Source organism: Pseudomonas marginalis (genome assembly GCF_900105325.1).
Taxonomy (GTDB): domain Bacteria; phylum Pseudomonadota; class Gammaproteobacteria; order Pseudomonadales; family Pseudomonadaceae; genus Aquipseudomonas; species Aquipseudomonas marginalis.
The window spans coordinates 2651640-2674713 of record NZ_FNSU01000003.1; the positions used below are offsets into that span (position 1 = coordinate 2651640).

The following is a 23074-nucleotide window of genomic DNA, read 5'->3' on the forward strand; positions in this document are numbered from 1 at the left end:
ACGGAGTTCATGCATGGCCTGGTTCGACCATGAAGGCTGCAGCCTGCACTATGAGGAGTACGGCCACGGCACGCCGCTGATCCTGATCCACGGCCTGGGCTCCAGCAGCCAGGATTGGGAACTGCAGGTGCCAGCGCTGGGCCGCCACTACCGCCTGATTGTGGTGGATGTGCGCGGCCATGGGCGCTCGGACAAGCCTCGGGAGCGCTATAGCATCGAAGGGTTCACCTACGACCTGGTCGCCCTGATCGAGCACCTGGATCTGCCGCCCACCCATGTGGTGGGTTTGTCCATGGGCGGCATGATCGCCTTCCAACTGGCGGTGGACGAACCCGGCCGGGTCAAGAGCCTGTGCATCGTCAACAGCGCGCCACAGGTCAAGGTACGCAGTGCCCAGGAGTACTGGTGGTGGGCCAGGCGCTGGACGCTCGCCCGTGTGCTCAGCCTCGCCACCATCGGCAAGGCACTCGGCGACCGGCTGTTCCCAAAACCGGCACAGGCCGACCTGCGCCGCAAGATGGCCGAACGCTGGGCAAAAAACGACAAACGTGCTTATCTCGCCAGCTTCGATGCGATTGTGGGCTGGGGCGTACAGGAACGACTTTCGAGGATTACCTGTCCAACCCTGGTCATCAGCGCCGACCACGACTACACCCCCGTGGCCCAGAAAGAAAACTATGTAAAACTGCTGCCCGATGCGCGACTGGTGGTGATCGAGGATTCCCGCCATGCCACGCCCTTGGACCAACCCGAAGTCTTTAATACCACCCTGCTCGATTTTCTAGAGACAGTCGAAACCACTACCCAGGATCACTGACCCATGCTGAAAAAAATCGCCTTTTTTGCCGGTTCCGTTCTGTTCGCTGCCAACCTGATGGCCGCCGAGCCTTCCAAGGCGCCACACGTATTGATCTCCACCACCAACGGCGACATTGAAATCGAACTGGACCCGGTCAAGGCGCCGATCAGTACCAAGAATTTCCTCGCCTATGTCGACAAAGGCTTCTACACCAACACGATCTTCCACCGCGTGATCCCGGGCTTCATGGTCCAGGGTGGCGGGTTCACCCAGCAGATGTCGCAAAAGCCGACCGAAGCGCCGATCAAGAACGAAGCCAGCAATGGCCTGCATAACGTGCGTGGCACGCTGTCGATGGCCCGCACCTCGAACCCGGATTCGGCCACCAGCCAGTTCTTCATCAACGTGGCTGACAACGCCTTCCTCGACCCGGGTCGCGATGCCGGTTATGCGGTGTTCGCCAAAGTGGTCAAGGGCATGGATGTGGTCGATATCATCGTCAACTCCCAGACCACCACCAAGCAAGGCATGCAGAACGTGCCAATCGATCCTGTCCTGATCAAGTCGGCCAAGCGCATCGACTGAAGTCTGCAGGAAACTCCGCGCACGGCCCACAAGGCCGCGCGCGCATTTGAAAGGAGAGCCCGCCAGGCGGGCGTCAACCCTAATGCTCTATCGTCGTTTTGAACAACTGATCGATATTTTCCGCGACGCTCCCAGCGCCGCCCCTCCCGACAAAGTCCTGCCCTTCTACCTCTACTACCTGCGCCAGGTGTGGCCCTGTTTTGCCGCACTGCTGGTGGTGGGCCTGGTCGGTGCGCTGATCGAAGTCGCGCTGTTCAGCTACCTGAGCCGTATCATCGACCTGGCCCAGGGCACACCGCCCGCCGACTTCTTCCAGATCCACAGCACCGAGCTGATCTGGATGGCCGTGGTCGCCCTGCTGCTGCGCCCGATTTTCAATGGCCTGCACGACTTGCTGGTGCACCAGACCATCAACCCCGGCATGACCAGCCTGATCCGCTGGCAGAACCACAGCTATGTGCTCAAGCAGAGCCTGAATTTCTTCCAGAACGATTTCGCCGGGCGCATTGCCCAGCGCATCATGCAAACCGGCAACTCCTTGCGTGACTCTGCGGTGGCAACAGCGGAAGCCATCTGGCACGTGTCGATCTACGCCATCACCTCCCTGGTGCTGTTTGCCGAGGCCGACTGGCGACTGATGATTCCGTTGATCACCTGGATCATTTGTTACTGCCTGGCATTGCGTTACTTCGTACCGCGGGTGAAAGAGCGTTCGGTGATTTCTTCCGAAGCCCGTTCCAAACTCATGGGGCGCATCGTCGACGGCTACACCAACATCACCACCTTGAAGCTGTTCGCCCATACCCAGAATGAGCAGGAATACGCCAAGGAAGCGATCATTGAGCAAACCGAAAAAACCCAGCTGGCGGCACGCGTGCTCACCAGCATGGATGCGGTCATCACCGTCCTCAACGGCCTGCTGATCGTCACCACCACCGGCCTGGCCCTGTGGTTGTGGACCCAGTCGCTGATTTCCGTGGGCGCCATCGCCCTGGCCACTGGCCTGGTGATTCGCATCGTCAACATGTCCGGCTGGATCATGTGGGTGGTCAACGGCATTTTCGAAAATATCGGCATCGTGCAGGACGGCCTCAAGACCATTGCCCAACCCCTGGCCGTGGTCGACCGCGACAACGCCCCGCGCCTGACAGTGCCCCATGGCGAAGTACGCTTCGAGCAGGTGGATTTCCACTACGGCAAGCAGAGCGGGATCATTGGCGGCTTGAACCTGAACATCCAGGCCGGTGAAAAGATCGGCCTGATCGGCCCGTCCGGCGCGGGCAAGTCGACCCTGGTCAACCTGCTGCTGCGCCTCTACGACCTGCAAGGCGGGCGGATCCTGATCGACGGCCAGAACATCGCCGAAGTGGCCCAGGAAACCCTGCGCGAACAGATCGGCATGATCACCCAGGACACCTCGCTGCTGCACCGCTCGATCCGCGACAACCTGCTGTACGGCAAGCCGGACGCCACCGACGAACAACTCTGGGCCGCCGTGCACAAGGCGCGTGCCGACGAGTTCATCCCGCTGCTGTCGGACTCGGAAGGCCGTACCGGGCTGGATGCCCACGTCGGCGAACGCGGGGTGAAACTCTCCGGTGGGCAGCGTCAACGTATCGCTATCGCCCGTGTACTGCTCAAGGATGCGCCGATCCTGATCATGGACGAAGCCACCTCGGCGCTGGACTCGGAAGTGGAGGCGGCGATCCAGGAGAGCCTGGAGACCCTGATGCAAGGCAAGACGGTGATTGCGATTGCGCACCGGTTGTCGACCATCGCGCGGATGGACCGCCTGGTGGTGCTGGAGAAAGGCCAGATTGCCGAGACGGGCAGCCATGCCGAACTGCTGGCCCATGGCGGTTTGTATGCACGCTTGTGGCAGCACCAGACCGGAGGGTTTGTCGGCATCGACTGAAGCAAACACCGTTTAAAATAATGTGAGGGGGGCAAGCGTACATCGCCTCCTGTAGGAGCGAGCTTGCTCGCGAAAAACGTCAACGATAACGCGTGCTTCCTGAATGAACGCGGCGCCTGTGAGTTTTTCGCGAGCAAGCTCGCTCCTACAAAAAGCCTTAACTGACTGGCAAGCCCCCTCTCACATTTGGTGGCCTGGATTTGTGTAAAAACCGTGCTGTACTCAGTGCAGTGCCCAGACGGGCGCTGAAGTAAATCTGCAGGGAGCATCACTGATTTACTGATTGGGTAGAGCGATCTATCAAGGACGTGCTGCATGTCTTTGTTCAAGCGTTCAGTCACAGAGGGGTTGGGAACGTTTTGGCTGGTGTTGGGTGGTTGCGGGAGTGCGGTGTTGGCCGCCGCGTTTCCCGCAGTCGGGATCGGATTGCTGGGCGTGGCCCTGGCGTTCGGGCTCACGGTGCTGACCATGGCGGTGGCCATCGGGCATATCAGCGGTTGTCACCTCAACCCGGCGGTATCGGTGGGGCTGGTAGTGGGCGGGAGGTTTCCGGCCAGGGAGTTACCGGCGTACATCGTGGCCCAAGTCGTCGGCGGGGTGGTCGCCGCCGCATTGTTGTACTTCATCGCCAGCGGCAGGCCGGGCTTTGAACTGGCCGGTGGGCTGGCCTCCAACGGCTATGGCGAGCATTCGCCGGGCGGCTATTCAATGGCAGCGGGGTTTGTCTGCGAGCTGGTGATGACAGCCATGTTCGTGCTGATCATCCTCGGCGCCACCGACCACCGTGCCCCGAAGGGCCTCGCGCCCATCGCCATTGGCCTGGCCCTCACCTTGATCCACCTGATCTCCATCCCCGTGACCAACACCTCGGTCAACCCGGCCCGCAGTACCGGCCCGGCATTGATCGTGGGCGGGTGGGCGATCCAGCAGTTGTGGATGTTCTGGCTCGCGCCGATCCTCGGTGCGGTGGTGGGCGGTGTGGTCTATCGATGGCTGGGCAAGGAGGAGCCGGGCTGAAACGCAACCCCCGTAGCAGCTGCCGAGCGCAAGCGAGGCTGCGTCAGGCGCGCTGCCGATTCAGGCTCGAGTCGCGGCCAACGCAGCCTCGCCGGGGCTCGACAGCTGCTACGAGCCCCCCATCAAGACCTCACCCCCGTAGCAGGGTGGGGGCGGTTTAGGCTTGTCGATAGGGCAGCGCCGCCCTCGCCTCTTCGGCATACGCCACAATCCCCACCCGCTCGCGCTCGAGGAAATCCTCCACGGCATTCTTCAACCCGGGGTGGCGCAGGTAGTGCCACGACCGGGTGATCACCGGCTCGAACCCGCGAATCAATTTGTGCTCGCCCTGAGCGCCGGCGTCGAAGCGTTGCAGGCCATGAGCGATGGCGTAGTCCATGCCCTGGTAGAAGCAGGTTTCAAAATGCAGCCGGTCAAACTCCGCCAGGCAACCCCAGTAGCGGCCGTAGAAGCTGTCGCCACCGATCAGGCTGAAGGCCATGGCCACCGGTCGCGTGCCTTGCCTGGCCAGCACCACACGGATCGCCTCGGGCATGCGCTCGGCCAGCAGGCTGAAAAACGCGCGGGTCAAGTACGGTGCCTGGCGGCGTACTGCGTAGGTATTGGCGTAGCAGGCGTAGACAAAATCCCACTGCGCCTCGTTCAGCTCGTGGCCTTGCAACCATTCGAAGTCGATGCCCTGCCCCGCCACTTGTTCGCGCTCCTTGCGCATCTGTTTGCGTTTGCGGGAACTGAGGGCGTCGAGGAAATCCTGGAAGTCACGGTAGCCGCGATTCTGCCAGTGAAACTGACAACCCAGGCGCTGCAACCAACCCGGTTGTTGGGCTAACGCCTCATCGGCCAAGCCGTCGGTGAAGTTGATATGGGCACTGGAGAGCCCTTCGATTTCCAGGTAGCCCGGCAGGCTCTTCAGCAGTTCGAAACCATCGTCGACGCTGGCCGCCAACAAGCGGGGGCCGCTGACCGGGCTGAATGGTACGGCCGTCAGCAGCTTGGGGTAGTAATCAATGCCCGCACGCTCGCAGGCATCGGCCCAACCATGGTCGAACACGTACTCGCCGTAGGAATGCCATTTGCGATAACTGGGCAATGCCGCCACCAGTCGGTCGCCTTCCCAATGTAACAAATGCTCCGGTTGCCAGCCCGCTTGAGGGCCCAGGCTGGCACTGTCTTCCAGCGCGCTGAGGAAGGCGTGCCGCACAAAAGGCTGGGCGTCCGGCACCAGTGCGTCCCAGGCCTGCGGGGCGATTTCGGACAGGCTGTCCAGGCGTTGCAGCGGCATTGGCATCCTCACTACGTCATGGCATGAAAACCTCGCGAGTATCGCTTATCGCAGGTCCGGGCACACCCCCGAATCGCCCGACAAGGCTCTAAATCAATAGTTCCATTCTTAAATAATTTGTCATCTACATGACATCACTTCGCCACTGCGCCGTCATAAACGATCGTGATACTGACGCCTGTTTTTAGAGCGCCTGGTTCTATCAGGTGGTTACTTTTCCGTCCGTCATCGGTCGGTTGTGTCCTGGATGGTTTGCCATCCCTCCTCACTTTCGGAGATTGATATGCGTCTTGCTTCCACTAAAACTGCAGCGGCCCTGTGCGGGGGCCTGTTACTGGCCCTGAGCGTTCCGGCCAGCGCTGCAGTCGACGCTAAATTGCTCGACATGCTCAAGGCCAACGGCCAAATCACCGCTTCGCAGTACACCGAACTGCAAAACGAGTTGGCCAAAGACCAGAAAGAACAGCAGATCGCACGGCAAGCTCAACAAGAGACCAACGAACAGATCGCGGCCACCGCGAAGAAAACCAACGAGCTGAGCAGCTTCGACCAGAAACTGGCCTGGGCCGCCAAGACTCAGTTCAAGGGTGATGTGCGCATGCGCCACGAGACCATCAAGGTCGAAGGCGAAAATGGCGTTACCCGCGCCGGCGTCACCGGTCGTGACAAGGACCGCGAACGGATCCGCGCACGCCTCGGCGCCTACACCGAAATCAACCCGCAGGTGGACACCGGTATTCGTATCGCCACCGGCGGCGGCAGCGATGCGCGCTCCACCAACCAGGACCTGGACGGCTACTTCGATAAAAAATCGATCTGGCTGGACCTCGGCTATATCGACTACCACCCTGACCAGATCAAAAACCTGCACATCATTGGCGGCAAAATGCTGCAGCCCTGGGTCAACATGGGCGATGTGATCTGGGATAGCGACATCAACCCGGAAGGCCTGGCACTCACCTACAAGTACCCACTGGGCGGCAGCGCCGAGCTGTTCGGCAGCCTGGGTAACTACAACCTCAAGGACAACGTGGACGGTGACGGCGTGCAGTACCGCCATGACCTGCGCCTGACCACCGGCCAGTTGGGGACCCGCTTCTCGGTGACCGACAACCTGAAAATGACCCTGGGCGGCAGCGTCTACGCCTACCAGAACGATGAAGACAGCCGTGCCTCAGGCACCAGCACCCCGAACGTGCTGGCCACCAACGGCAACACCCCCAACGGCGAGTTCCGCCTGTATGAAGGCTTCGGTCAAGTCGATATCGGCGGCCTGGCGGTGCCTCTGTCGTTCTACGGTCAGTACGTGAAAAACAACGACGCAATCGACGATGCGGACACGGCCTGGTTGCTGGGTGCCAAGTCCAAGGTGTTCGGTTTCAACCTGGACTACAACTATCGCGACGTGCAGAAAAACGCCGTGGTGGGGGCCTTCACCGATTCGGACTTCGGCGGCGGCTTCACCGGTTCCCGTGGTCACAAGTTCAAAGTCGGCTATGACATCGACAAGAACTTCGCCGTCGGCGCGACCTACTTCCTGACCAAGACCGACACCTACAGCCGCACGCTGGTGGACGGTAGCGCCAAAGCCAACACCTTCCAGCTGGATGCAGAAGCCAAGTTCTAAAGATAAGTGTTCAAGACCTCGGGCCAGGACGGCCCGAGGTGGCTGTACCAGACTTGCGTGGGTGGATCGGTCCCCATCATCCGTCCGATCGCCCCACGCGAGCCTGCTTATTCCCCGCCTTTCTGATCCTTGAGCCGCTCGGCAGCCAGCCGCTGCGCCAAGGCATCCACATCCTTCACCGGTTCCTGCGGCAGCATCCGCAACGTCGCCTGCAGCAGGCGCATCTGGCGGATAAACCGTCGGCAGTTGGGGCAGAACATCAAGTGATGACGCACCAGCAGACGTTCGCGAAAGGTCAATTGCCCATCGAGATAGTCACTGGAACGTGCCACTTGTTCTTTACAGGTCAACATTCGCCCGTTTCCTCAAAATGCTCCACCGTGGCGAAGACTTTAAGCCGTGCTCGATGCAACAGCACGCGGACATTGGAGAGTGAGAGCGTCAGAAGATTACAGATCTCCTCCAGTTCCAGGCCCTGGCGTTCACGCAGCACCAGCACGCTGCTTTGCAGTTCGGACAAACTCAGCAACGTGTGCTCCAGGCACTTGCGCAGCTCATCCTCGGTCAGCAAGGCTTCCGGGGTGTCCTGGTGCCAGGCATACGGGGCGACGGCCCAGTGGCCATCATCGGGGGAGAATCGATCATCGCCGATGGTGCCGTGGGGCGAAGGCAAATCGTCGAGCAGCACTTCCCGGCGATTCTGCTTATAGCGCCCCTTGGCGGCGTTGGCAGTGATGGTCAGCAGCCAGGTCTTGAGGCTGGAACGCCCTTCGAATTTGGCCAGGTTGCGCACCACCGACAGCCAGGCGTCCTGCACCACTTCGTCGGCATGCCGCTGGCCGGCGATGGCATACGCCACCGCCCGCATTGCGCTTTGGTACGTGGTGACCAATTCCTTGTAGGCCCGTTGCTCGCCCTTGAGCAGTCGTTCAAGCAGGTGCGCGTCGTCCGCTGCTGCCATTCAAGACCTCGATTGTCTTAACGCTTGCGCAGGATCACGCTACCGATCGAATAGCCTGCGCCAAACGAACTGAGTACCGCGACGGCGCCCTTGGGCAGATCGTCCTGGTAGATGTGGAATGCAATCACCGAACCCGCCGAGCTGGTGTTGGCGTAAGTATCGAGGATCACCGGTGCTTCTTCCACCGTGGCTTCGCGGCCCAGCAGTTTCTTCACAATCAGGTGGTTCATGCTCAGGTTGGCCTGGTGCAGCCAGAAGCGCTTCACATCGGCCACGTTCAACTGGTTCTCTTCCAGGTGCACGCCGATCAGTTCGGCGACCATCGGGCACACGTCGCGGAAGACTTTGCGGCCTTCCTGCACGAACAGCTTGTCGGGCGCACCGATGCCCTCTTCCGCCGCGCGGTTGAGGAAACCGAAGTTGTTGCGGATGTTATTGGAGAACTTGGTCAGCAGCTTGGTGCTCACCACGTCGAACTGATGCGCGGAGGTCGCCAGGTCGGCGCGCTCGAGGACGACGGCCGTGGCGGCGTCGCCGAAGATAAAGTGACTGTCGCGGTCGCGGAAGTTCAAGTGGCCGGTGCAGACTTCAGGGTTGACCATCAGGATCGCCCGGGCCTGGCCCAGCTGGATGCTGTTGGCGGCGTTCTGGATACCGAAGGTCGCCGAGGAACACGCCACGTTCATGTCGAAACCGAAGCCTGCGATGCCAAGGGCTTCCTGGACTTCGATGGCGATGGCCGGGTAGGCACGTTGCAGGTTGGAACAGGCGACGATCACACCATCGATGTCGGCGGCGGTCTTGCCGGCGCGCTGCAGGGCCTGCTCGGCGGCACCGATGGCCATCTGGCAAAGCACGGACCACTCGTCATTGCTGCGCTCGGGCAGGCGCGGCGCCATGCGCTGCGGGTCAAGAATGCCCTCCTTGTCCATCACAAAGCGGCTCTTGATGCCCGAGGCTTTTTCGATGAACGCAGCGCTCGACTCCGTCAGCGCCTGGACTTCACCGCGCTCGATGGCAGCGGCGTTGTCCGAGTTGAACTGGTGCACGTAAGCATTGAAAGACTGCACCAGTTCTTCGTTGCTGATGCTGTTGGCAGGGGTGTAAAGGCCAGTGCCGCTGATGACGACGTTATGCACGATCGTTCCTCTAAATCTGTCAGGCAGATGATATTGGTACCGACGTACCAAACCGTAAGTAGTTCTATTCCGCCCAGCGGACATCAAACTGGCATCGCTTTATTCCATCGCGCCGTGGCTACACACCAGCCCATCACGACGATCCCGGCATTTATAACCGCGAAGTTTGCCACAAACCCTGGGGTTTGGCGCCATATGCCGGATAAACACCCTGATCAAAGCGCGATCAAGTTTCAATGTGGGAGATTGCCCCCTCCCACATTTGGACCTGTCTGGTCTGGATAACCGAGAAAGGGATCAGGCCTCGACCAGGCTCCACTGCTTGCTCAAGCGCTTGTCGGAAATCGGCACCTTGGTCCCCAACTGCTGGGCAAACAACGACACCCGGTATTCCTCCAACCACCAGCGATACAGCTCCAGTTGCGGGTCGCGCTTGCCTTCCTGGGTGTGCTTGTTCAAGCGGTTCTGGTACTGCGCCCACAGGCCGCCCAGTTCGCTGCTCCACACCCGATCCTTTTGCACCTGGCCAGGCAGTTTCTCCAGGCGCAATTCGATGGCCTTGAGAAAACGCGGCAATTCCTTGAACCACTGCGCCGGGGTTTCGCGCACAAAGCCGGGATACACCAGGTTGCTCAATTGCTGCTTGATGTCGTTCAGGGCCACGGCCTGGGCCAGGTCGATCTTGCCCTTGAAGCGCTTTTGCAGGCCATGCCAGAGCTTCAGCACGTCCAGGGTCAGGCGCGCCAGGCGTTCGGCGTGTTCGGTCCAACTGCCACGCTTGCGTTCAGCCAGCGCCGCCAAACCGGCACCGTCACGGGGCAGGCTGGCTTCGCCTTCCAGCACACAGGTGTCGAGGCTGGCCAGCAGGATGTCTTCCACCAGGGCGTCGATACGCCCCAGTTCGCGGTACATCAGGCCCAGTTCAGTGAGGCCGGGCAATTTGCCGCGCATGAATTTGGCCGGTTCCGCCAATTGCTGCATCAACAGGCGTTGCAACGCACGGCGGTGCTGGAACTCAGCCTCGGCGGCGGTGGAAAAACGGCCCTCTTTCACGGTGCCGTTTTCTTCCACCAGCGCCGGATAGACCGTCATCGACAGCCCGGCGATCTTCTGCTGGGTTTTCTCGGCCACCGCCGCGAACACCTTGGCCTCCACCGGCTGCTGGCTTTTCGCGGTGTGCGGCACGGCCAGCGCGGCCTGGCTGGCTTCGACAAAACGCGCGGTCAACTCGGCCAGGTCGCGGCCCTCGCCAAGGAACTTGCCTTGACCGTCGACCACTTCCAGGTTCATCTTCAGATGGTTTTCCACCTGCTGCGCCGCTTCGGCCCAGGCCTCATCGCTGACCCGCGCCCCGGTCATGCGCAGCAATTCGCGCCCCAATGCCTGGGGCAGCGAACCCTGGCCAAACTCGATGCGCTGCAGCGCCGCCTTGACGAAATCCGGCACCGGCACGAAGTTCTTGCGCAGGGCCTTGGGCAGGTTGCGCACCAGGGCGATGCACTTGGCTTCGATCACCCCCGGCACCAGCCACTCCAGGCGCTCCGGCGGCAAGGCCGGCAGCAGCGGTGCCGGTACGCGCAGGGTCACGCCGTCGCGGGGGTGGTTGGGTTCGAAGTGGTAACTCAGGGCCAGTTCCAGATCGCCCAGGTGCAGGGTGTCCGGGTAATGGGCGGCAGTGACTTCACTGGCTTCGCGGGCCAGCACGTCTTCCTCGCGCATGATCAGCAACTGCGGGTCTTTCTGGCTGTTGACCTTGTACCAGCTGTCAAAGGTGGCGGTCTGGTGGATCTCCGCCGGCAGCCGTGCGTCATAGAACGCGTACAAGGTCTCTTCGTCGGCCAGGATATCGCGGCGGCGCGCCTTGGCTTCCAGTTCGTCGAGCTGCTCCAGCAGTTGCTGGTTGGCCGTGAGGCACTTGGCGCGGGACTGGATCTCGCCACGCACCAAGCCTTCGCGAATAAACAACTCCCGCGACACCACCGGGTCAATCGGCCCGTAATGCACCGGCCGACGCCCGACCACGATCAGCCCGAACAGGGTGATCTGCTCGAACGCCACCACCTGGCCGCGCTTCTTCTCCCAGTGGGGTTCGAAGTGGTTTTTCTTGATCAAGTGCCCGGCCAGCGGTTCGATCCAGTCGGCATCGATCTTCGCCACCATGCGCGCATACAGCTTGGTGGTTTCCACCAGTTCGGCGGTCATCAGCCATTGCGGGCGTTTCTTGCCGATACCCGAGGACGGGTGAATCCAGAAGCGTCGCTGACGGGCGCCGAGATAATCGCCGTCCTCGGTCTTCTGGCCGATCTGGCTGAGCAGGCCGGACAGCACCGCCTTGTGCAGCTTGGGGAAGTCCGCCGGTTCTTTGTTGACGGTCAACTGCATGTCGCGGCAGATCAGGCTCAACTGGCGATGGGAGTCGCGCCACTCGCGCAGGCGCAGGTAGTTGAGGAAGTTCTTGCGGCACCAGTTGCGCAGCGGGCTGGCGGTGAGTGCCTGGCGCTGCTCTTCAAAACCACGCCACAAATTGACCAGCCCGGCGAAGTCCGAGTCCGCATCTTTCCACTGCGCATGGGCCTGGTCGGCGGCCTGCTGGCGCTCCGGTGGGCGCTCGCGCGGGTCCTGGATCGACATGGCGCTGGCCACGATCAGCACTTCCTGCAAGCTGCCGAGCTTGGCGGCTTCAAGCAGCATGCGGCCCATGCGCGGGTCCACAGGCAGGCGCGCCAACTGACGGCCCAATGGCGTGAGCTGGCTGTTGCGATCGACCGCCGAGAGTTCCTGCAACAGGTTGAAACCATCGCTGATGGCCTTGCCATCCGGCGGTTCGATAAACGGGAAGTCGGTGATTTCGCCGAGGCGCAAATGCAGCATTTGCAGGATGACGGCGGCGAGGTTGGTGCGCAGGATCTCGGGATCGGTAAATTCCGGACGGCCGATAAAATCCTCTTCGCTGTACAAGCGAATGCAAATCCCCGGCTCCACCCGGCCGCAACGGCCTTTACGCTGGTTGGCACTGGCCTGGGAAATCGCCTCGATCGGCAGGCGCTGCACCTTGGCGCGGTAGCTGTAGCGGCTGATGCGTGCGGTGCCGCTGTCGATCACATAACGAATGCCCGGCACCGTCAGCGAGGTTTCCGCGACGTTGGTCGCCAGCACCACTCGGCGCCCTGGGTGGGACTGGAAAATGCGCTGCTGTTCGGCCGGCGACAGGCGTGCGTACAACGGCAGGATCTCGGTGTGCTTGAGCTGGGCCTTGCGCAGCATCTCGGCTGCATCGCGAATCTCGCGCTCGCCGGGCAAAAATACCAGCACGTCACCAGGGCTGCGGCGTTCGCTGCGCTCATAGGCGGCGATTTCGTCGAGGGTGGCGAGGATCGCCTGATCGACGGTCAGGTCGTCTTCGACACGGTTGCCCTCCTCGTCCTGTTCCAGGGTCAGCGGGCGGTACCAGGTGTCCACCGGGAAGGTGCGGCCCGAGACCTCGACAATCGGTGCGTCGTCGAAGTGCTTGGAAAAACGCTCCAGGTCGATGGTCGCCGAAGTGATGATAACTTTCAGGTCCGGACGACGCGGCAGCAGGGTTTTCAGGTAACCCAGCAGGAAGTCGATGTTCAGGCTGCGTTCGTGGGCTTCGTCGACGATGATCGTGTCGTAGCGTTCCAGGTAACGGTCGTTCTGGGTTTCCGCCAGCAGGATACCGTCGGTCATCAGCTTGATCAGGGTGTTGGCGTCGCTTTGGTCTTCGAAGCGCACCTGATAGCCGACCAACGTGCCCAGCGGCGTGGCCAACTCTTCGGCGACGCGGCTGGCGACGCTGCGCGCAGCGATCCGACGTGGTTGGGTATGGCCGATCAGGCCATATTGGCCGCGGCCGATCTCCAGGCAGATCTTCGGCAACTGGGTGGTCTTGCCCGAGCCGGTTTCGCCGGCAATGATCAGCACCTGATGCTTTTGCAGCGCGTCCTTGATCTCATCGCGCTTGGCCGCGATCGGCAAACTGTCGTCGTAACGAATCACCGGCAGGCTGGCGCGCCGCGCCGTGACCTGGGCGCAGGACGCCTGCATGCGCGTGACCCACTGCGCCAGCTTCTCCTCGTCGGGCTTCTTGCGCAGCTCAAGCAGTTGCCGCCGCAAGCGGTGACGGTCGGCGAGCATGGCGTGGTCGAGGTTTTTCAGCAGTTGGTCGATAGCGGGCGCTTGGTCAGTCATCGGGTACGCAAAGGTCGTCTATTTATGCAGGGTGCGGATTGTCGCAGAAAAGCAGCTGCGAGCGGCAAGCTTCAAGCGGCAAGTCAGGGCGGATCTGCTTTTACTTGCCGCTTTGAGCTTATGGCTGCTCTTTTCTTTTATAAGGGAAGACATCGATCACTTTGCCTGCACGAATCGCATCCTGCAGGCCTTTCCAATAATCAGCGTTATACAGCTCGCCATGCAGTTCATCGAACAGCTTGCGCTGGCCGGCGTCGGCGAACAGGAACGGCGGGAATTCTTCCGGGAACACGTCCAGCGGGCCGATGGAGTACCAGGGCTCCGAGGCCATTTCATCCTCGGGCGTGCGCGGCGCGGGGATGTGGCGGAAGTTGGCTTCGGTGAGAAAGCAGATTTCGTCGTAGTCGTAGAACACCACGCGACCGTGACGGGTGACGCCGAAGTTCTTCAGCAGCATGTCGCCGGGGAAGATGTTCGCTGCCGCCAGTTGCTTGATCGCCAGGCCGTAGTCTTCCAGGGCTTCGCGCACCTGGGCGGGGTTGGCGTTTTCCAGGTAGAGGTTGAGCGGGGTCATGCGCCGTTCGGTCCAGCAGTGGCGGATCAGTACCGTATCGCCTTCCACTTCGACGGTGCCGGCAGCGACGTCCAGCAGTTCAGCCAGGCACTCGGGCTCGAACTTGCCCAGGGGAAAGCGGAAGTCGGCAAACTCCTGGGTATCGGCCATGCGCCCGACGCGATCGACGCTTTTGACCAGGCGGTACTTCTCGATCACCGTGGCGCGGTTGACGTTTTTCGACGGTGAAAAACGGTCCTTGATGATCTTGAACACGGTATTGAAGCCCGGCAGGGTGAACACGCTCATGACCATGCCACGCACGCCGGGGGCCATGATGAATTGATCGTCGGTGGTGGCCAGGTGGTTGATCAGCGCGCGGTAGAACTCCGACTTGCCGTGTTTGTAGAAACCAATCGAGGTGTACAGCTCGGCAATGTGCTTGCCCGGCAGGATGCGTTTGAGAAAGCCGATAAATTCCGCCGGCACCGGCACGTCGACCATGAAGTAGGAACGGGTGAACGAAAAGATGATCGACACCTCGGCCTCGTCGGTGATCAGCGCATCGATCTGGATGCCCTGGCCTTCGCGGTGCAGCAGCGGAATCACCAGGGGCCATTGTTCGTCGCGGGTGTAGATGCGCCCGACGAGGTAGGCGCCTTTGTTGCGGTAGAGCACCGAGGAAAACAGCTCGACCTTGAGGTCCGGGTCCTTGCACACCCAGTCCGGCAGGTTTTCCCGCAGTTGGGTTTCGAGGCGACCCAGGTCGGTTGCCAGGTCGGCGTAGGGCTCGCTGAAACGATAGTCGGCAAAAATCTGCGCGAGTATCTCGGGAATCTGGCCGGCGGGCGCGTAGGTATGGGTTTGTGCCGCCCGTGCCCGGCGCAGGCTCGGCCGCGTGGTGTGGATGAACATGCAGCCGTCGCTGATCAGGTCATGGCTGAACAGGCCGCAGAAGATCGAGTTGTACCAGGTCTCGGACAGCTCATCGTCAAAACGCAGGTCGATCAGGCCGATATAGGCGCTTTTCACCAGCGGCCACAGGTCAATGTCGAGCAATGCGCTGCCCTCGAAGTTCGCGCGCAGGCGCGCGCTCACTTCACCGACCTTGTCTTCGTACAGGTTGATCCGCGCCGCCGATGCCGCCTGCCCCTGTTGCCACTGGGCCTTTTCGAAACGCTCGCGGGCGCCATCGGTGATCTGGCGAAAGTGCTCGCGGTAATCGTCGAAGCCTTCGAGGATAGTGCGGGCGATAGCGAGGGCAGGCGTGGATGGCGACATGCGGGAAACCTCGAGCGGGCATCTGGGATGCCCTGAGCTTAGCCAGTGTACGCAGGCAGGAGAAGGGTCATTTTTTGCACTGACTTGTACAGCTCCGTTCATTTCGTACATTTATTTTCAATTTTTTAATTCGACCGAACGGTCAATAAACGCACCTCACAGTCGATCCGCGTTTGATCCACAGGCCTTGAGCGCCGTGGCCTGGCAGGTAGAAGCCGAAAAACCGCCAACCAGAACGGCCGCGGGTCCTCCATAGGGCTTTGGATCCAACTAAGGGAAACCCCGATTACTACCTTGATGGCACTTTGATATATAGCGCGCCCTCTCCCACCCTAACAAGGTCCGAAGACCGACCCGGGAGCAGGTTCTAATCGCCCAAGGAGCATTGAGATGTCATTGAGGAATATGAGGATCGGTCTGCGTGCCAGTCTGAGTTTTGGGGTTTTGGCCAGCTTGCTGGTGATTGTGGGAATGTTTGGCCTGGGCCAGATGGCCAAGCTGCGGGAAAGCGCGCTGGTCATTGAACAAACCTGGATGCCGAGCATCGAGAATATCCATGACAGCGCAGCCTTGGTGGCCACTGTCCGCCTGGAGTCCCTGCGCCTGGTGAGCACCGACGAGTCTCGCGTGCGTGAGACCAGCAGAGGCCTGATCACCCGCACCAGCAGCGAACTGCAAGCCCTGCTCGAGCGCCATGAAACCTTGCTGAGCAATGACGAAGAGCGCGAACTGCTGAAAACCCTCAAGGCCAATGTCGCGACATACCTGGCCATCGTCGGGCAGATGGTTGCGTTGGTGGACAAGGATCAACAGCAAGACGCCCTCGACCTGCTCGTCAGCCGCCTCGCCCCCCAGGGCACGATCCTGAGCCAGAGCCTGGAAAACCTGATCGTCTTTAACCAGAACGGCGTGGAAGCGGCGGCCGATTCGGCCGCACAGATGTATTCGAGCGCACAGTGGATTGTCGGCCTGATTATCGCAGTCGCACTGATCGCCACCTTGCTGCTGGCCTGGCTGCTGACCCGCAGCATCACCGCGCCGATCGGCCAGGCCCTGAACGTGGCGCGCACCATCGCCGCCGGCGACTTGAGCCAGCCGATCGTGGTGCACGGCCATGACGAACCCGCGCAATTGCTGAGCGCCCTGGCGACCATGCAAGCGCAGCTGCAGACCACCATCCGAGGCATCAGCGAATCGGCGCAGCAACTGGCTTCCGCCGCGGAAGAAATGAGCGCGGTGATGGAACAAAGCACGCGCGGCCTGCAGGCGCAGAACGATGAAATCGAGCAGGCGGCCACCGCCGTGACCGAGATGAGCACGGCGGTGGACGAGGTCGCGGGTAATGCGGTGTCCAGCGCCGAGGCGTCCCAGGCTTCCGATGAGGACAGCAAGCACGGCCACTACCAGATCAGCGAAACCATCAGCTCGATCCAGAACCTGGTGGACGAAGTGCTCGGCGCCTCGAACAAGGCCGAAGGCCTGGCGCTGCAAGCCCAGGACATCAGCAAGGTGCTGGAAGTGATCCGTGGCATCGCCGGGCAAACCAACCTGCTGGCGCTCAACGCCGCGATTGAAGCGGCGCGTGCCGGTGAAGCCGGGCGTGGGTTCGCGGTCGTCGCCGACGAGGTGCGTTCGCTGGCACAGCGCACCCAGGACTCCACCGAAGAAATCGAACAGATGATCACCGGTATCCAGCAAGGCACCCAGGCCACCGTCGAGGCGCTGAACAGCAGCGCCGAGCATGCCGGCCAGACCTTGCAGCGAGCCAACAGCGCCGGCAGCGCCCTGGAAAAAATCACCGCCGCCATCTCGCAGATCAGCCAGCGCAACCTGGTGATCGCCAGCGCCGCCGAGCAACAGGCGCTGGTAGCGCGCGATGTGGACCGCAGCCTGGTGAACATCCGCGACCTGTCCACCCAGACCGCCGCCGGCGCCACCCAGACCTCGGCCGCCAGCCAGGAACTGTCGCGGCTGGCGGTGGACCTGAATGGGCTGGTGACGCGGTTTGTCCTGTAATCAATGAAGGCGGCGTGCAACACTCGCGGCCTTATTGATGTAGGAGTGTTCCGTGAGGCCCGTTGACACCCTTTACCTGCTGGGGCTCGCCGCCATCTGGGGCGCGAGCTTTCTGTTCATGCGCATTATCGCGCCGGAAATCGGCACGCTGCCGACCGCATTTTTCCGCGTATCGATTGCCGCCGCCGGGCTATTGGTGATCCTGGCGATGGCGCGGGTGAACTGGGATTTCCAGGGCAAGTTCAAGACAGTCCTGTTGCTGGGGGTGATCAACTCGGGGATCCCGGCGACCATGTATTCGGTGGCCGCCCAGGTGCTGCCGGCGGGTTACTCGGCGATCTTCAATGCCACCACGCCGTTGATGGGGGTGTTGATTGGCGGGCTGTTTTTCAGCGAACGCCTCACCCCGTCGAAAATCGCCGGGGTGTGCCTGGGTCTGTTCGGTGTAGGCGTGCTGACCCGTGCAGGACCGGTGGCGTTTGACCTGGAATTATTGATGGGCGCACTGGCTTGCCTGTTGGCCACCACCTGTTATGGCTTTGCCGGGTTCCTCGCCAGGCGCTGGCTGGACCAGCGTGGCGGGCTGGACAGTCGTCTCGCGGCCCTGGGCAGCATGCTGGGCGCGACGCTGTTTCTGCTGCCGTTATTTGCCTACAGCGCGATCAGCCATCCGCCTGCGAGTTGGGGTGGGTGGCAGGTCTGGTCGTCGCTGCTGGGGTTGGGGCTGGTGTGTACGGCGTTTGCGTACGTGTTGTACTTCCGGCTGCTCACCGCGATTGGGCCGGTGAGGTCGATGACCACCACCTTCCTGATCCCGCCGTTCGGCGTGTTGTGGGGGGCGTTGTTGCTCGACGAGCTCTTATCGATGGCGCATTTATATGGCGGCGTGTTGATTGCCGGGGCGTTGTGGCTGGTATTGCGGCCTCGAAAACCGTAGGCGCCGGCTGGCCGGCACCTACGGGGGGCATCAGTTTTTGCGGAACACGAAGACCAGCCCAATGATGATCAAGCCCATCCCCAACAGGCTCAGCATCGCGAGCCGATTGCCGAAGATCAGGTAATCCATCACCGACGTCACCGCCGGCACCAGGTAGAACAGGCTGGTGACATTCACCAGGTTGCCCCGGGCGATCAGGCGGTACAGCAACAGCGTTGCCAGCAACGACACTACCAGGCCCATCCACAGCACCGGCAGGTAAAAGCCGGCGTTGTGTTCAACGTGGAACGGCTGGAACGGCACAAACACCGAACACAACAGCAGCCCCGCCAGGTACTGCACCGGCAGGGTGCCAAGGGGGTTGTCGGTGATGCGCTTTTGCATGATCGAGCCGAAGGTCATGCTTGCCAGGGCCAGCAGCCCGAACAGCATCCCGGCCAGGGACATGCCCGCCAGCCCGATGCCTTGGTAGACCACCATGATCAGCCCGGCCAGGCCCAGACTCAGGCCGAACATCCGGCGCCAGGATCGCTGGCGCTCCATCAGCACCACGGTGAGGATCGGCTGCACCCCCATGATGGTCGCCATGACGCCTGGGGTGACGCTGAGGTCCAGGGCCAGCAGATAGAAAATCTGATAGGCCCCCAGCAATACCAACCCGGTTGCCACCGCGTACAACATGGGCTTGCCGGGACGCGGCAGTTTCAACCGCAGGACCGGCACCAGGATCACCAGCCCCGCCAGGGCGATGGCAAAACGGATCAGCAGGAAGGCGAAGGGCGAAGCATGGGCCAGGCCCAGCTTGGAGAAGATCGCCCCGCTGCTCCACAGCAGGACAAACAGGCTCGTCGAGGCCGCCGCGGCCACGGAGTGTTTCGAAAGAACGGACATGGTTACCACCTGTAATCAGGCAAAAAAAGCCGATTCAGCCGCAGAGGCTGAAATTCAGTAGTTTTTTTTCAGGCAGGCAGAGCGGGCACAGCAACGTGCCGATCAGCCCGAAATGCCAACACCCGGCGGTGATACGACTGCGTACACCGGCGTGCTACTGACAGGTGGGGGGTAGTGACTGATCTGCGCAGGCTGCTTGTTCGCGCACGGCACGCGCACAGCGTTGACCGCTGAATCGACTACCGCTATGCGCAGGGAAGCTGGCATGTGCTGATCTTTTTGAAGGGATAAGGACGCGAGGACTATAACCAGCCGATGACATGTTTTGCAATCACTTGCCCAAGCCCTTTTGCGGGGAGGCGTTTTCACGTTTCGGGGCGCGGGCCGTCGCTATAATGCCGACCGGTATTTTCCAAGGATTCCCCCATGCTCCCATTGCCCTGGCTGTACCTGGCACTTCTTTCCATCGGCTATCTGCTGGCCTTGGCCTACGGAAAACTGGGCGTACTGGCGCTGGTGTCCGTCGCCTTGCTGTTGATCGCCGGCTATGCCGTATGCCAGCAGCGCACGCCGTGGGCGCGTTACCTGGGTCACGGGCTGTTTGTCGTGTTGGCGCTAGGCCTGGCGATGCACTGGCTGCCGGGGTTCTATAACGGTCGCGGCATTGACCCGCAGCGATTTACGCCTGATGCCGTGCCGTTCTCGATGTACCTGAACCAGGACAAGCCGCTGATTGGTTTCTGGTTGCTGCTGGCCTGCCCGTGGATTGTGGCGCGGCGTTCGTTGCGCCTGTCGATCTGCGTCACCGCGTTGGTACTGACCCTTACCGCCATCGTCGCGCTGGGTGGCGCAGCCTTGCTGGGCGTGATCAGTTGGGCGCCGAAATGGCCGGACCAGGCCTGGCTGTGGGTACTCAACAACCTATTGCTGGTGACCCTGGTGGAAGAAGCCCTGTTCCGTGGCTACATTCAAGGCGGCTTGAGCCGACGCTTCAAACAGTTGCCCTACGGCGAAAACCTCGCGCTGCTGCTGGCATCGCTGCTGTTCGGCCTGGTGCACGTGGGTGCAGGGTGGCAATGGGTGCTGCTGGCGGGCATCGCCGGGGTCGGTTATGGCCTGGCGTATCGGTTTGGCGGGCTGGGTGCGGCGATTGCCACGCACTTTGGCTTGAATCTGCTTCACTTCGGGTTGTTTACCTATCCAATGCTGGCAGGCTGAGGCTGCCTTCGGCGCGGCGCGGGTACTTTTACGACATTGGTAACACCTCGTAACCAGCCGAACGGTCAGTAGTCGGCTCCGCGCCCTTTGGGCAGAATCCCCCTTCGTTACCGACCCACTCCGTACAACCCGGTCCCCACGCGCTGACACGCCTGGCACTGCGTTGAAGGCAGCTGTGCACCCGCGTTTCAGGCCCAGCGTTTATTCACCCGCTATACAAGAAGCCATCCCCATGCCTCTCAAGACACTGTCTATCTTCGGCACCCGCCCGGAAGCCATCAAAATGGCGCCGATGGTGATCAATCTCGCAAATGACGACCGTTTCCACTCGAGAGTGTGTGTCACGGCGCAGCACCGGGAGATGCTGGACCAAGTGCTTGAGCTGTTTGGACTGGTACCCGACTACGACTTGAACATCATGAAGCCGGATCAGAACCTGACGGATGTGACGACGGCAATCATCCAGGGGCTGCAAGCTGTCCTGGAAGACTTCAAACCCGATGTGATCCTCGTCCACGGGGATACGGCGACCACTTTTGCAGCCAGTCTGGCGGCCTATTACCAACAGATCCCCGTTGCCCATATCGAAGCCGGGCTGCGTACCCACAACCTTTATTCCCCCTGGCCCGAGGAGGGCAACCGACGCCTGACGGGCAGCCTCGCGTCGATGCATTTCGCCCCCACCCAAACCTCGCGGCAGAACCTGATCAATGAGGGGGTGGCCGCCGAATGCATTCATGTCACGGGCAATACGGTGATCGATGCACTGCTCAGTGTTGTAGAGAAACTCCACGCCCCGACATCACCCCTGCGTAGCCGCCTTGACCGGCAATTTGCCTTTCTGCCCCAAGACCAGCGGATGGTCCTGGTGACAGGCCATCGCCGGGAAAATTTTGGCGAGGGTCTTGAACGTATCTGCCAGGCCCTGGCTGAAACCGCCGCGCATTTCCCGGCGGTGACCTTTGTCTACGCCGTGCACCTGAATCCCAATGTGCAGGAACCCGTGCGACGGCGACTGGCGAGCATCAGCAATGTACATCTGATCGAGCCGCTGGATTACCTGCCGTTTGTCTACCTGATGACCCGGGCGTACCTGATCCTCACGGATTCGGGCGGCATCCAGGAGGAAGCACCTGCACTGGGCAAGCCGGTGCTGGTGATGCGTGACACGACTGAACGCCCCGAGGCAGTCGATGCCGGGACGGCGCGGCTGGTGGGCACGGAGATCGCAAGCATTACTCACCACCTCAGGGAGTTGCTCAGCGATGAAGCGGCTTATCGGGAGATGAGTAATGCCCACAACCCCTACGGTGACGGCAGAGCGTGCACACGCATTCGCGAAGTTCTGATCGCAACCTGGCGAAAAAACGAGGCAGCGGCATGAGCATGCCGACACTCTGCGTCCTCGGCCTGGGTTATATCGGCTTGCCCACCGCCGCGCTGTTTGCCTCGCCGCAACGAACAGTCATTGGCGTCGATATAAACCCGCATATCGTGGACCTCATCAATCTCGGCCAAGTGCATATCATAGAGCCCGATCTGGACCGGTTGGTCCGCTCGGCGGTCAGCCACGGCTACCTGCGGGCGACAACCCGGCCGGAGCCGGCGGATGCCTTCCTGATCGCCGTGCCCACCCCATTCCTGGAAAACCGCGAGCCAGACCTGAGCTATATAGAAGCAGCCTGCCGTGCCATCGCCCCGGTGCTGAAAAAGCACGACCTCGTGATCCTGGAGTCGACTTCTCCGGTCGGTACCACCGAACTGATGGTGAAATGGCTGGCCAGTGTGCGTCCGGACCTGACCTTTCCCACCACCCATCAGCAAGCCAGTGACATCCGCATCGCCCACTGCCCCGAACGGGTACTGCCAGGGCATGTCTTGAGGGAATTGGTCAGCAATGACCGCATCATCGGGGGCATGACCGATGCCTGCTCAGCCGCAGCAGTACGGCTTTACCAGCAGTTTGTCGAAGGCCAGTGCATTGTCACTGACACACGCACCGCGGAAATGTGCAAGCTGACCGAAAACAGTTTCCGCGACGTCAATATCGCCTTCGCCAACGAACTCTCGATGATCTGCGCACAGTTGAAGATCGACCCATGGGAGCTGATCCGCCTGGCCAACCATCATCCGCGTGTGAATATCCTGCAGCCCGGGCCTGGCGTCGGTGGGCACTGTATAGCGGTGGACCCGTGGTTCATCGTCAGTAAAACACCGGACCTGGCGCTGTTGATCCGCACCGCACGCCTGGTCAACGACAGCAAACCCCAGTGGGTCATCCAGCAAGTCAAGGTGGCGGTGGCCAACCTTTTGTTCAAGCACCCCGGGCTGTGCGCGCACAACGTGCGAATTGCCTGCTATGGCCTGGCGTTCAAGGCAGACATCGACGACCTGCGCGAAAGCCCGGCACTTGGCATTGCCCGCCAGTTGGCCAACGAACTGGGGATAACGCTGCTGCTGGTCGAGCCCAATATCGATGCACTGCCCGACGACCTGACTGGCCATTCCCTGACCGACGTGGCCTGTGCCTGGGACAGCGCCCATATCCATGTGTTGCTGGTCGGGCATCGCGAGTTCAGATCCATGTCAGCGCGACATAGCAACGGCGTGGTGATTGATGCTGCCGGCGTACTGGCGAACTGAC

General features: G+C 61.3%; 17 protein-coding genes. 10 read left to right on the forward strand and 7 right to left on the reverse strand.

Annotated features, from left to right (window positions below):
• The first annotated feature begins 13 nt into the window (after window positions 1-13).
• The 4 genes from BLW22_RS21455 to aqpZ all read left to right on the forward strand — a co-directional run bounded on the left by BLW22_RS21455 (window position 14) and on the right by aqpZ (window position 4316).
• A complete protein-coding gene (locus BLW22_RS21455; protein WP_074847436.1) occupies window positions 14-817 on the forward strand; it encodes an alpha/beta fold hydrolase in 804 nt (267 codons plus the stop codon).
• Window positions 818-820: 3 nt separating this feature from the next.
• Window positions 821-1384, forward strand: a complete 564-nt coding sequence (locus tag BLW22_RS21460) for a peptidylprolyl isomerase (protein WP_027603757.1) — start codon at window positions 821-823, stop codon at window positions 1382-1384.
• An 82-nt stretch (window positions 1385-1466) separates the two neighbouring features.
• A complete protein-coding gene (locus BLW22_RS21465) occupies window positions 1467-3299 on the forward strand; it encodes an ABC transporter ATP-binding protein (RefSeq protein WP_074847437.1) in 1833 nt (610 codons plus the stop codon).
• 315 nt (window positions 3300-3614) lie between these two features.
• Window positions 3615-4316: an aquaporin Z gene (gene aqpZ / locus BLW22_RS21470; protein ID WP_065946862.1), complete on the forward strand. Its 702-nt coding sequence runs from the start codon at window positions 3615-3617 to the stop codon at window positions 4314-4316.
• A 157-nt stretch (window positions 4317-4473) separates the two neighbouring features.
• On the opposite strand, the gene BLW22_RS21475 is transcribed toward aqpZ, so the two are convergent.
• The gene (locus tag BLW22_RS21475; RefSeq protein ID WP_074847438.1) at window positions 4474-5598 is read right to left on the reverse strand and encodes a GNAT family N-acetyltransferase; all 1125 of its coding nucleotides are present in this window, start codon (window positions 5596-5598) and stop codon (window positions 4474-4476) included.
• 283 nt (window positions 5599-5881) lie between these two features.
• Here BLW22_RS21475 and BLW22_RS21480 point away from each other — a divergent pair, with 283 nt between their 5' ends.
• Window positions 5882-7225, forward strand: a complete 1344-nt coding sequence (locus BLW22_RS21480) for a putative porin (protein ID WP_027603753.1) — start codon at window positions 5882-5884, stop codon at window positions 7223-7225.
• A gap of 107 nt (window positions 7226-7332) precedes the next feature.
• On the opposite strand, the gene BLW22_RS21485 is transcribed toward BLW22_RS21480, so the two are convergent.
• The 5 genes from BLW22_RS21485 to aceK form a co-directional block, all read right to left on the reverse strand.
• Window positions 7333-7578 carry an anti-sigma factor family protein gene (locus BLW22_RS21485; protein ID WP_027603752.1) on the reverse strand — a complete coding sequence of 82 codons (246 nt, stop codon included), beginning with the start codon at window positions 7576-7578 and terminating at the stop codon, window positions 7333-7335.
• Window positions 7572-8186 (reverse strand): RNA polymerase sigma factor, encoded by a 615-nt coding sequence (locus tag BLW22_RS21490; protein WP_027603751.1) that lies wholly within the window; start codon window positions 8184-8186, stop codon window positions 7572-7574. The genes BLW22_RS21485 and BLW22_RS21490 overlap by 7 nt, the downstream gene beginning before the upstream one ends.
• Window positions 8187-8203: 17 nt before the next feature.
• The gene (locus BLW22_RS21495) at window positions 8204-9325 is read right to left on the reverse strand and encodes a beta-ketoacyl-ACP synthase III (RefSeq protein ID WP_074847439.1); all 1122 of its coding nucleotides are present in this window, start codon (window positions 9323-9325) and stop codon (window positions 8204-8206) included.
• Window positions 9326-9622: 297 nt separating this feature from the next.
• Window positions 9623-13534 carry an ATP-dependent RNA helicase HrpA gene (hrpA, locus tag BLW22_RS21500; RefSeq protein ID WP_074847440.1) on the reverse strand — a complete coding sequence of 1304 codons (3912 nt, stop codon included), beginning with the start codon at window positions 13532-13534 and terminating at the stop codon, window positions 9623-9625.
• Window positions 13535-13652: 118 nt separating this feature from the next.
• Window positions 13653-15368: a bifunctional isocitrate dehydrogenase kinase/phosphatase gene (gene aceK / locus BLW22_RS21505; RefSeq protein WP_065946868.1), complete on the reverse strand. Its 1716-nt coding sequence runs from the start codon at window positions 15366-15368 to the stop codon at window positions 13653-13655.
• Window positions 15369-15773: 405 nt separating this feature from the next.
• Between aceK and BLW22_RS21510 the strand changes: the two genes are divergently transcribed.
• Window positions 15774-17384 (forward strand): methyl-accepting chemotaxis protein, encoded by a 1611-nt coding sequence (locus tag BLW22_RS21510; protein WP_370737639.1) that lies wholly within the window; start codon window positions 15774-15776, stop codon window positions 17382-17384.
• A 52-nt stretch (window positions 17385-17436) separates the two neighbouring features.
• The gene (locus BLW22_RS21515) at window positions 17437-18321 is read left to right on the forward strand and encodes a DMT family transporter (protein ID WP_074847441.1); all 885 of its coding nucleotides are present in this window, start codon (window positions 17437-17439) and stop codon (window positions 18319-18321) included.
• 30 nt (window positions 18322-18351) lie between these two features.
• On the opposite strand, the gene BLW22_RS21520 is transcribed toward BLW22_RS21515, so the two are convergent.
• Entirely contained in the window at window positions 18352-19212 is an 861-nt protein-coding gene (locus tag BLW22_RS21520; protein WP_074847442.1) for a DMT family transporter, read from the reverse strand.
• Window positions 19213-19638: 426 nt separating this feature from the next.
• Here BLW22_RS21520 and BLW22_RS21525 point away from each other — a divergent pair, with 426 nt between their 5' ends.
• The 3 genes from BLW22_RS21525 (at window position 19639) to wecC (ending at window position 23073) form a co-directional block, all read left to right on the forward strand.
• Window positions 19639-20430, forward strand: a complete 792-nt coding sequence (locus tag BLW22_RS21525) for a CPBP family intramembrane glutamic endopeptidase (RefSeq protein ID WP_074847443.1) — start codon at window positions 19639-19641, stop codon at window positions 20428-20430.
• 232 nt (window positions 20431-20662) lie between these two features.
• Window positions 20663-21814: a non-hydrolyzing UDP-N-acetylglucosamine 2-epimerase gene (wecB, locus tag BLW22_RS21530; RefSeq protein WP_065924726.1), complete on the forward strand. Its 1152-nt coding sequence runs from the start codon at window positions 20663-20665 to the stop codon at window positions 21812-21814.
• Window positions 21811-23073 (forward strand): UDP-N-acetyl-D-mannosamine dehydrogenase, encoded by a 1263-nt coding sequence (wecC, locus tag BLW22_RS21535; RefSeq protein WP_065924727.1) that lies wholly within the window; start codon window positions 21811-21813, stop codon window positions 23071-23073. Before wecB ends, wecC begins: the two co-directional genes overlap by 4 nt.
• The last annotated feature ends 1 nt before the right edge of the window (window position 23074 follow it).

Bases quoted from the DNA above. Each gene is read 5' to 3' on its own strand.
- BLW22_RS21455 (WP_074847436.1), top strand. From the start codon at position 14: ATGGCCTGGTTCGACCATGAAGGCTGCAGCCTGCACTATGAGGAGTAC.
- BLW22_RS21460 (WP_027603757.1), top strand. From the start codon at position 821: ATGCTGAAAAAAATCGCCTTTTTTGCCGGTTCCGTTCTGTTCGCTGCC.
- BLW22_RS21465 (WP_074847437.1), top strand. From the start codon at position 1,467: ATGCTCTATCGTCGTTTTGAACAACTGATCGATATTTTCCGCGACGCT.
- aqpZ (WP_065946862.1), top strand. From the start codon at position 3,615: ATGTCTTTGTTCAAGCGTTCAGTCACAGAGGGGTTGGGAACGTTTTGG.
- BLW22_RS21475 (WP_074847438.1), bottom strand. From the start codon at position 5,598: ATGCCGCTGCAACGCCTGGACAGCCTGTCCGAAATCGCCCCGCAGGCC.
- BLW22_RS21480 (WP_027603753.1), top strand. From the start codon at position 5,882: ATGCGTCTTGCTTCCACTAAAACTGCAGCGGCCCTGTGCGGGGGCCTG.
- BLW22_RS21485 (WP_027603752.1), bottom strand. From the start codon at position 7,578: ATGTTGACCTGTAAAGAACAAGTGGCACGTTCCAGTGACTATCTCGAT.
- BLW22_RS21490 (WP_027603751.1), bottom strand. From the start codon at position 8,186: ATGGCAGCAGCGGACGACGCGCACCTGCTTGAACGACTGCTCAAGGGC.
- hrpA (WP_074847440.1), bottom strand. From the start codon at position 13,534: ATGACTGACCAAGCGCCCGCTATCGACCAACTGCTGAAAAACCTCGAC.
- aceK (WP_065946868.1), bottom strand. From the start codon at position 15,368: ATGTCGCCATCCACGCCTGCCCTCGCTATCGCCCGCACTATCCTCGAA.
- BLW22_RS21510 (WP_370737639.1), top strand. From the start codon at position 15,774: ATGAGGATCGGTCTGCGTGCCAGTCTGAGTTTTGGGGTTTTGGCCAGC.
- BLW22_RS21520 (WP_074847442.1), bottom strand. From the start codon at position 19,212: ATGTCCGTTCTTTCGAAACACTCCGTGGCCGCGGCGGCCTCGACGAGC.
- BLW22_RS21525 (WP_074847443.1), top strand. From the start codon at position 19,639: ATGCTCCCATTGCCCTGGCTGTACCTGGCACTTCTTTCCATCGGCTAT.
- wecB (WP_065924726.1), top strand. From the start codon at position 20,663: ATGCCTCTCAAGACACTGTCTATCTTCGGCACCCGCCCGGAAGCCATC.
- wecC (WP_065924727.1), top strand. From the start codon at position 21,811: ATGAGCATGCCGACACTCTGCGTCCTCGGCCTGGGTTATATCGGCTTG.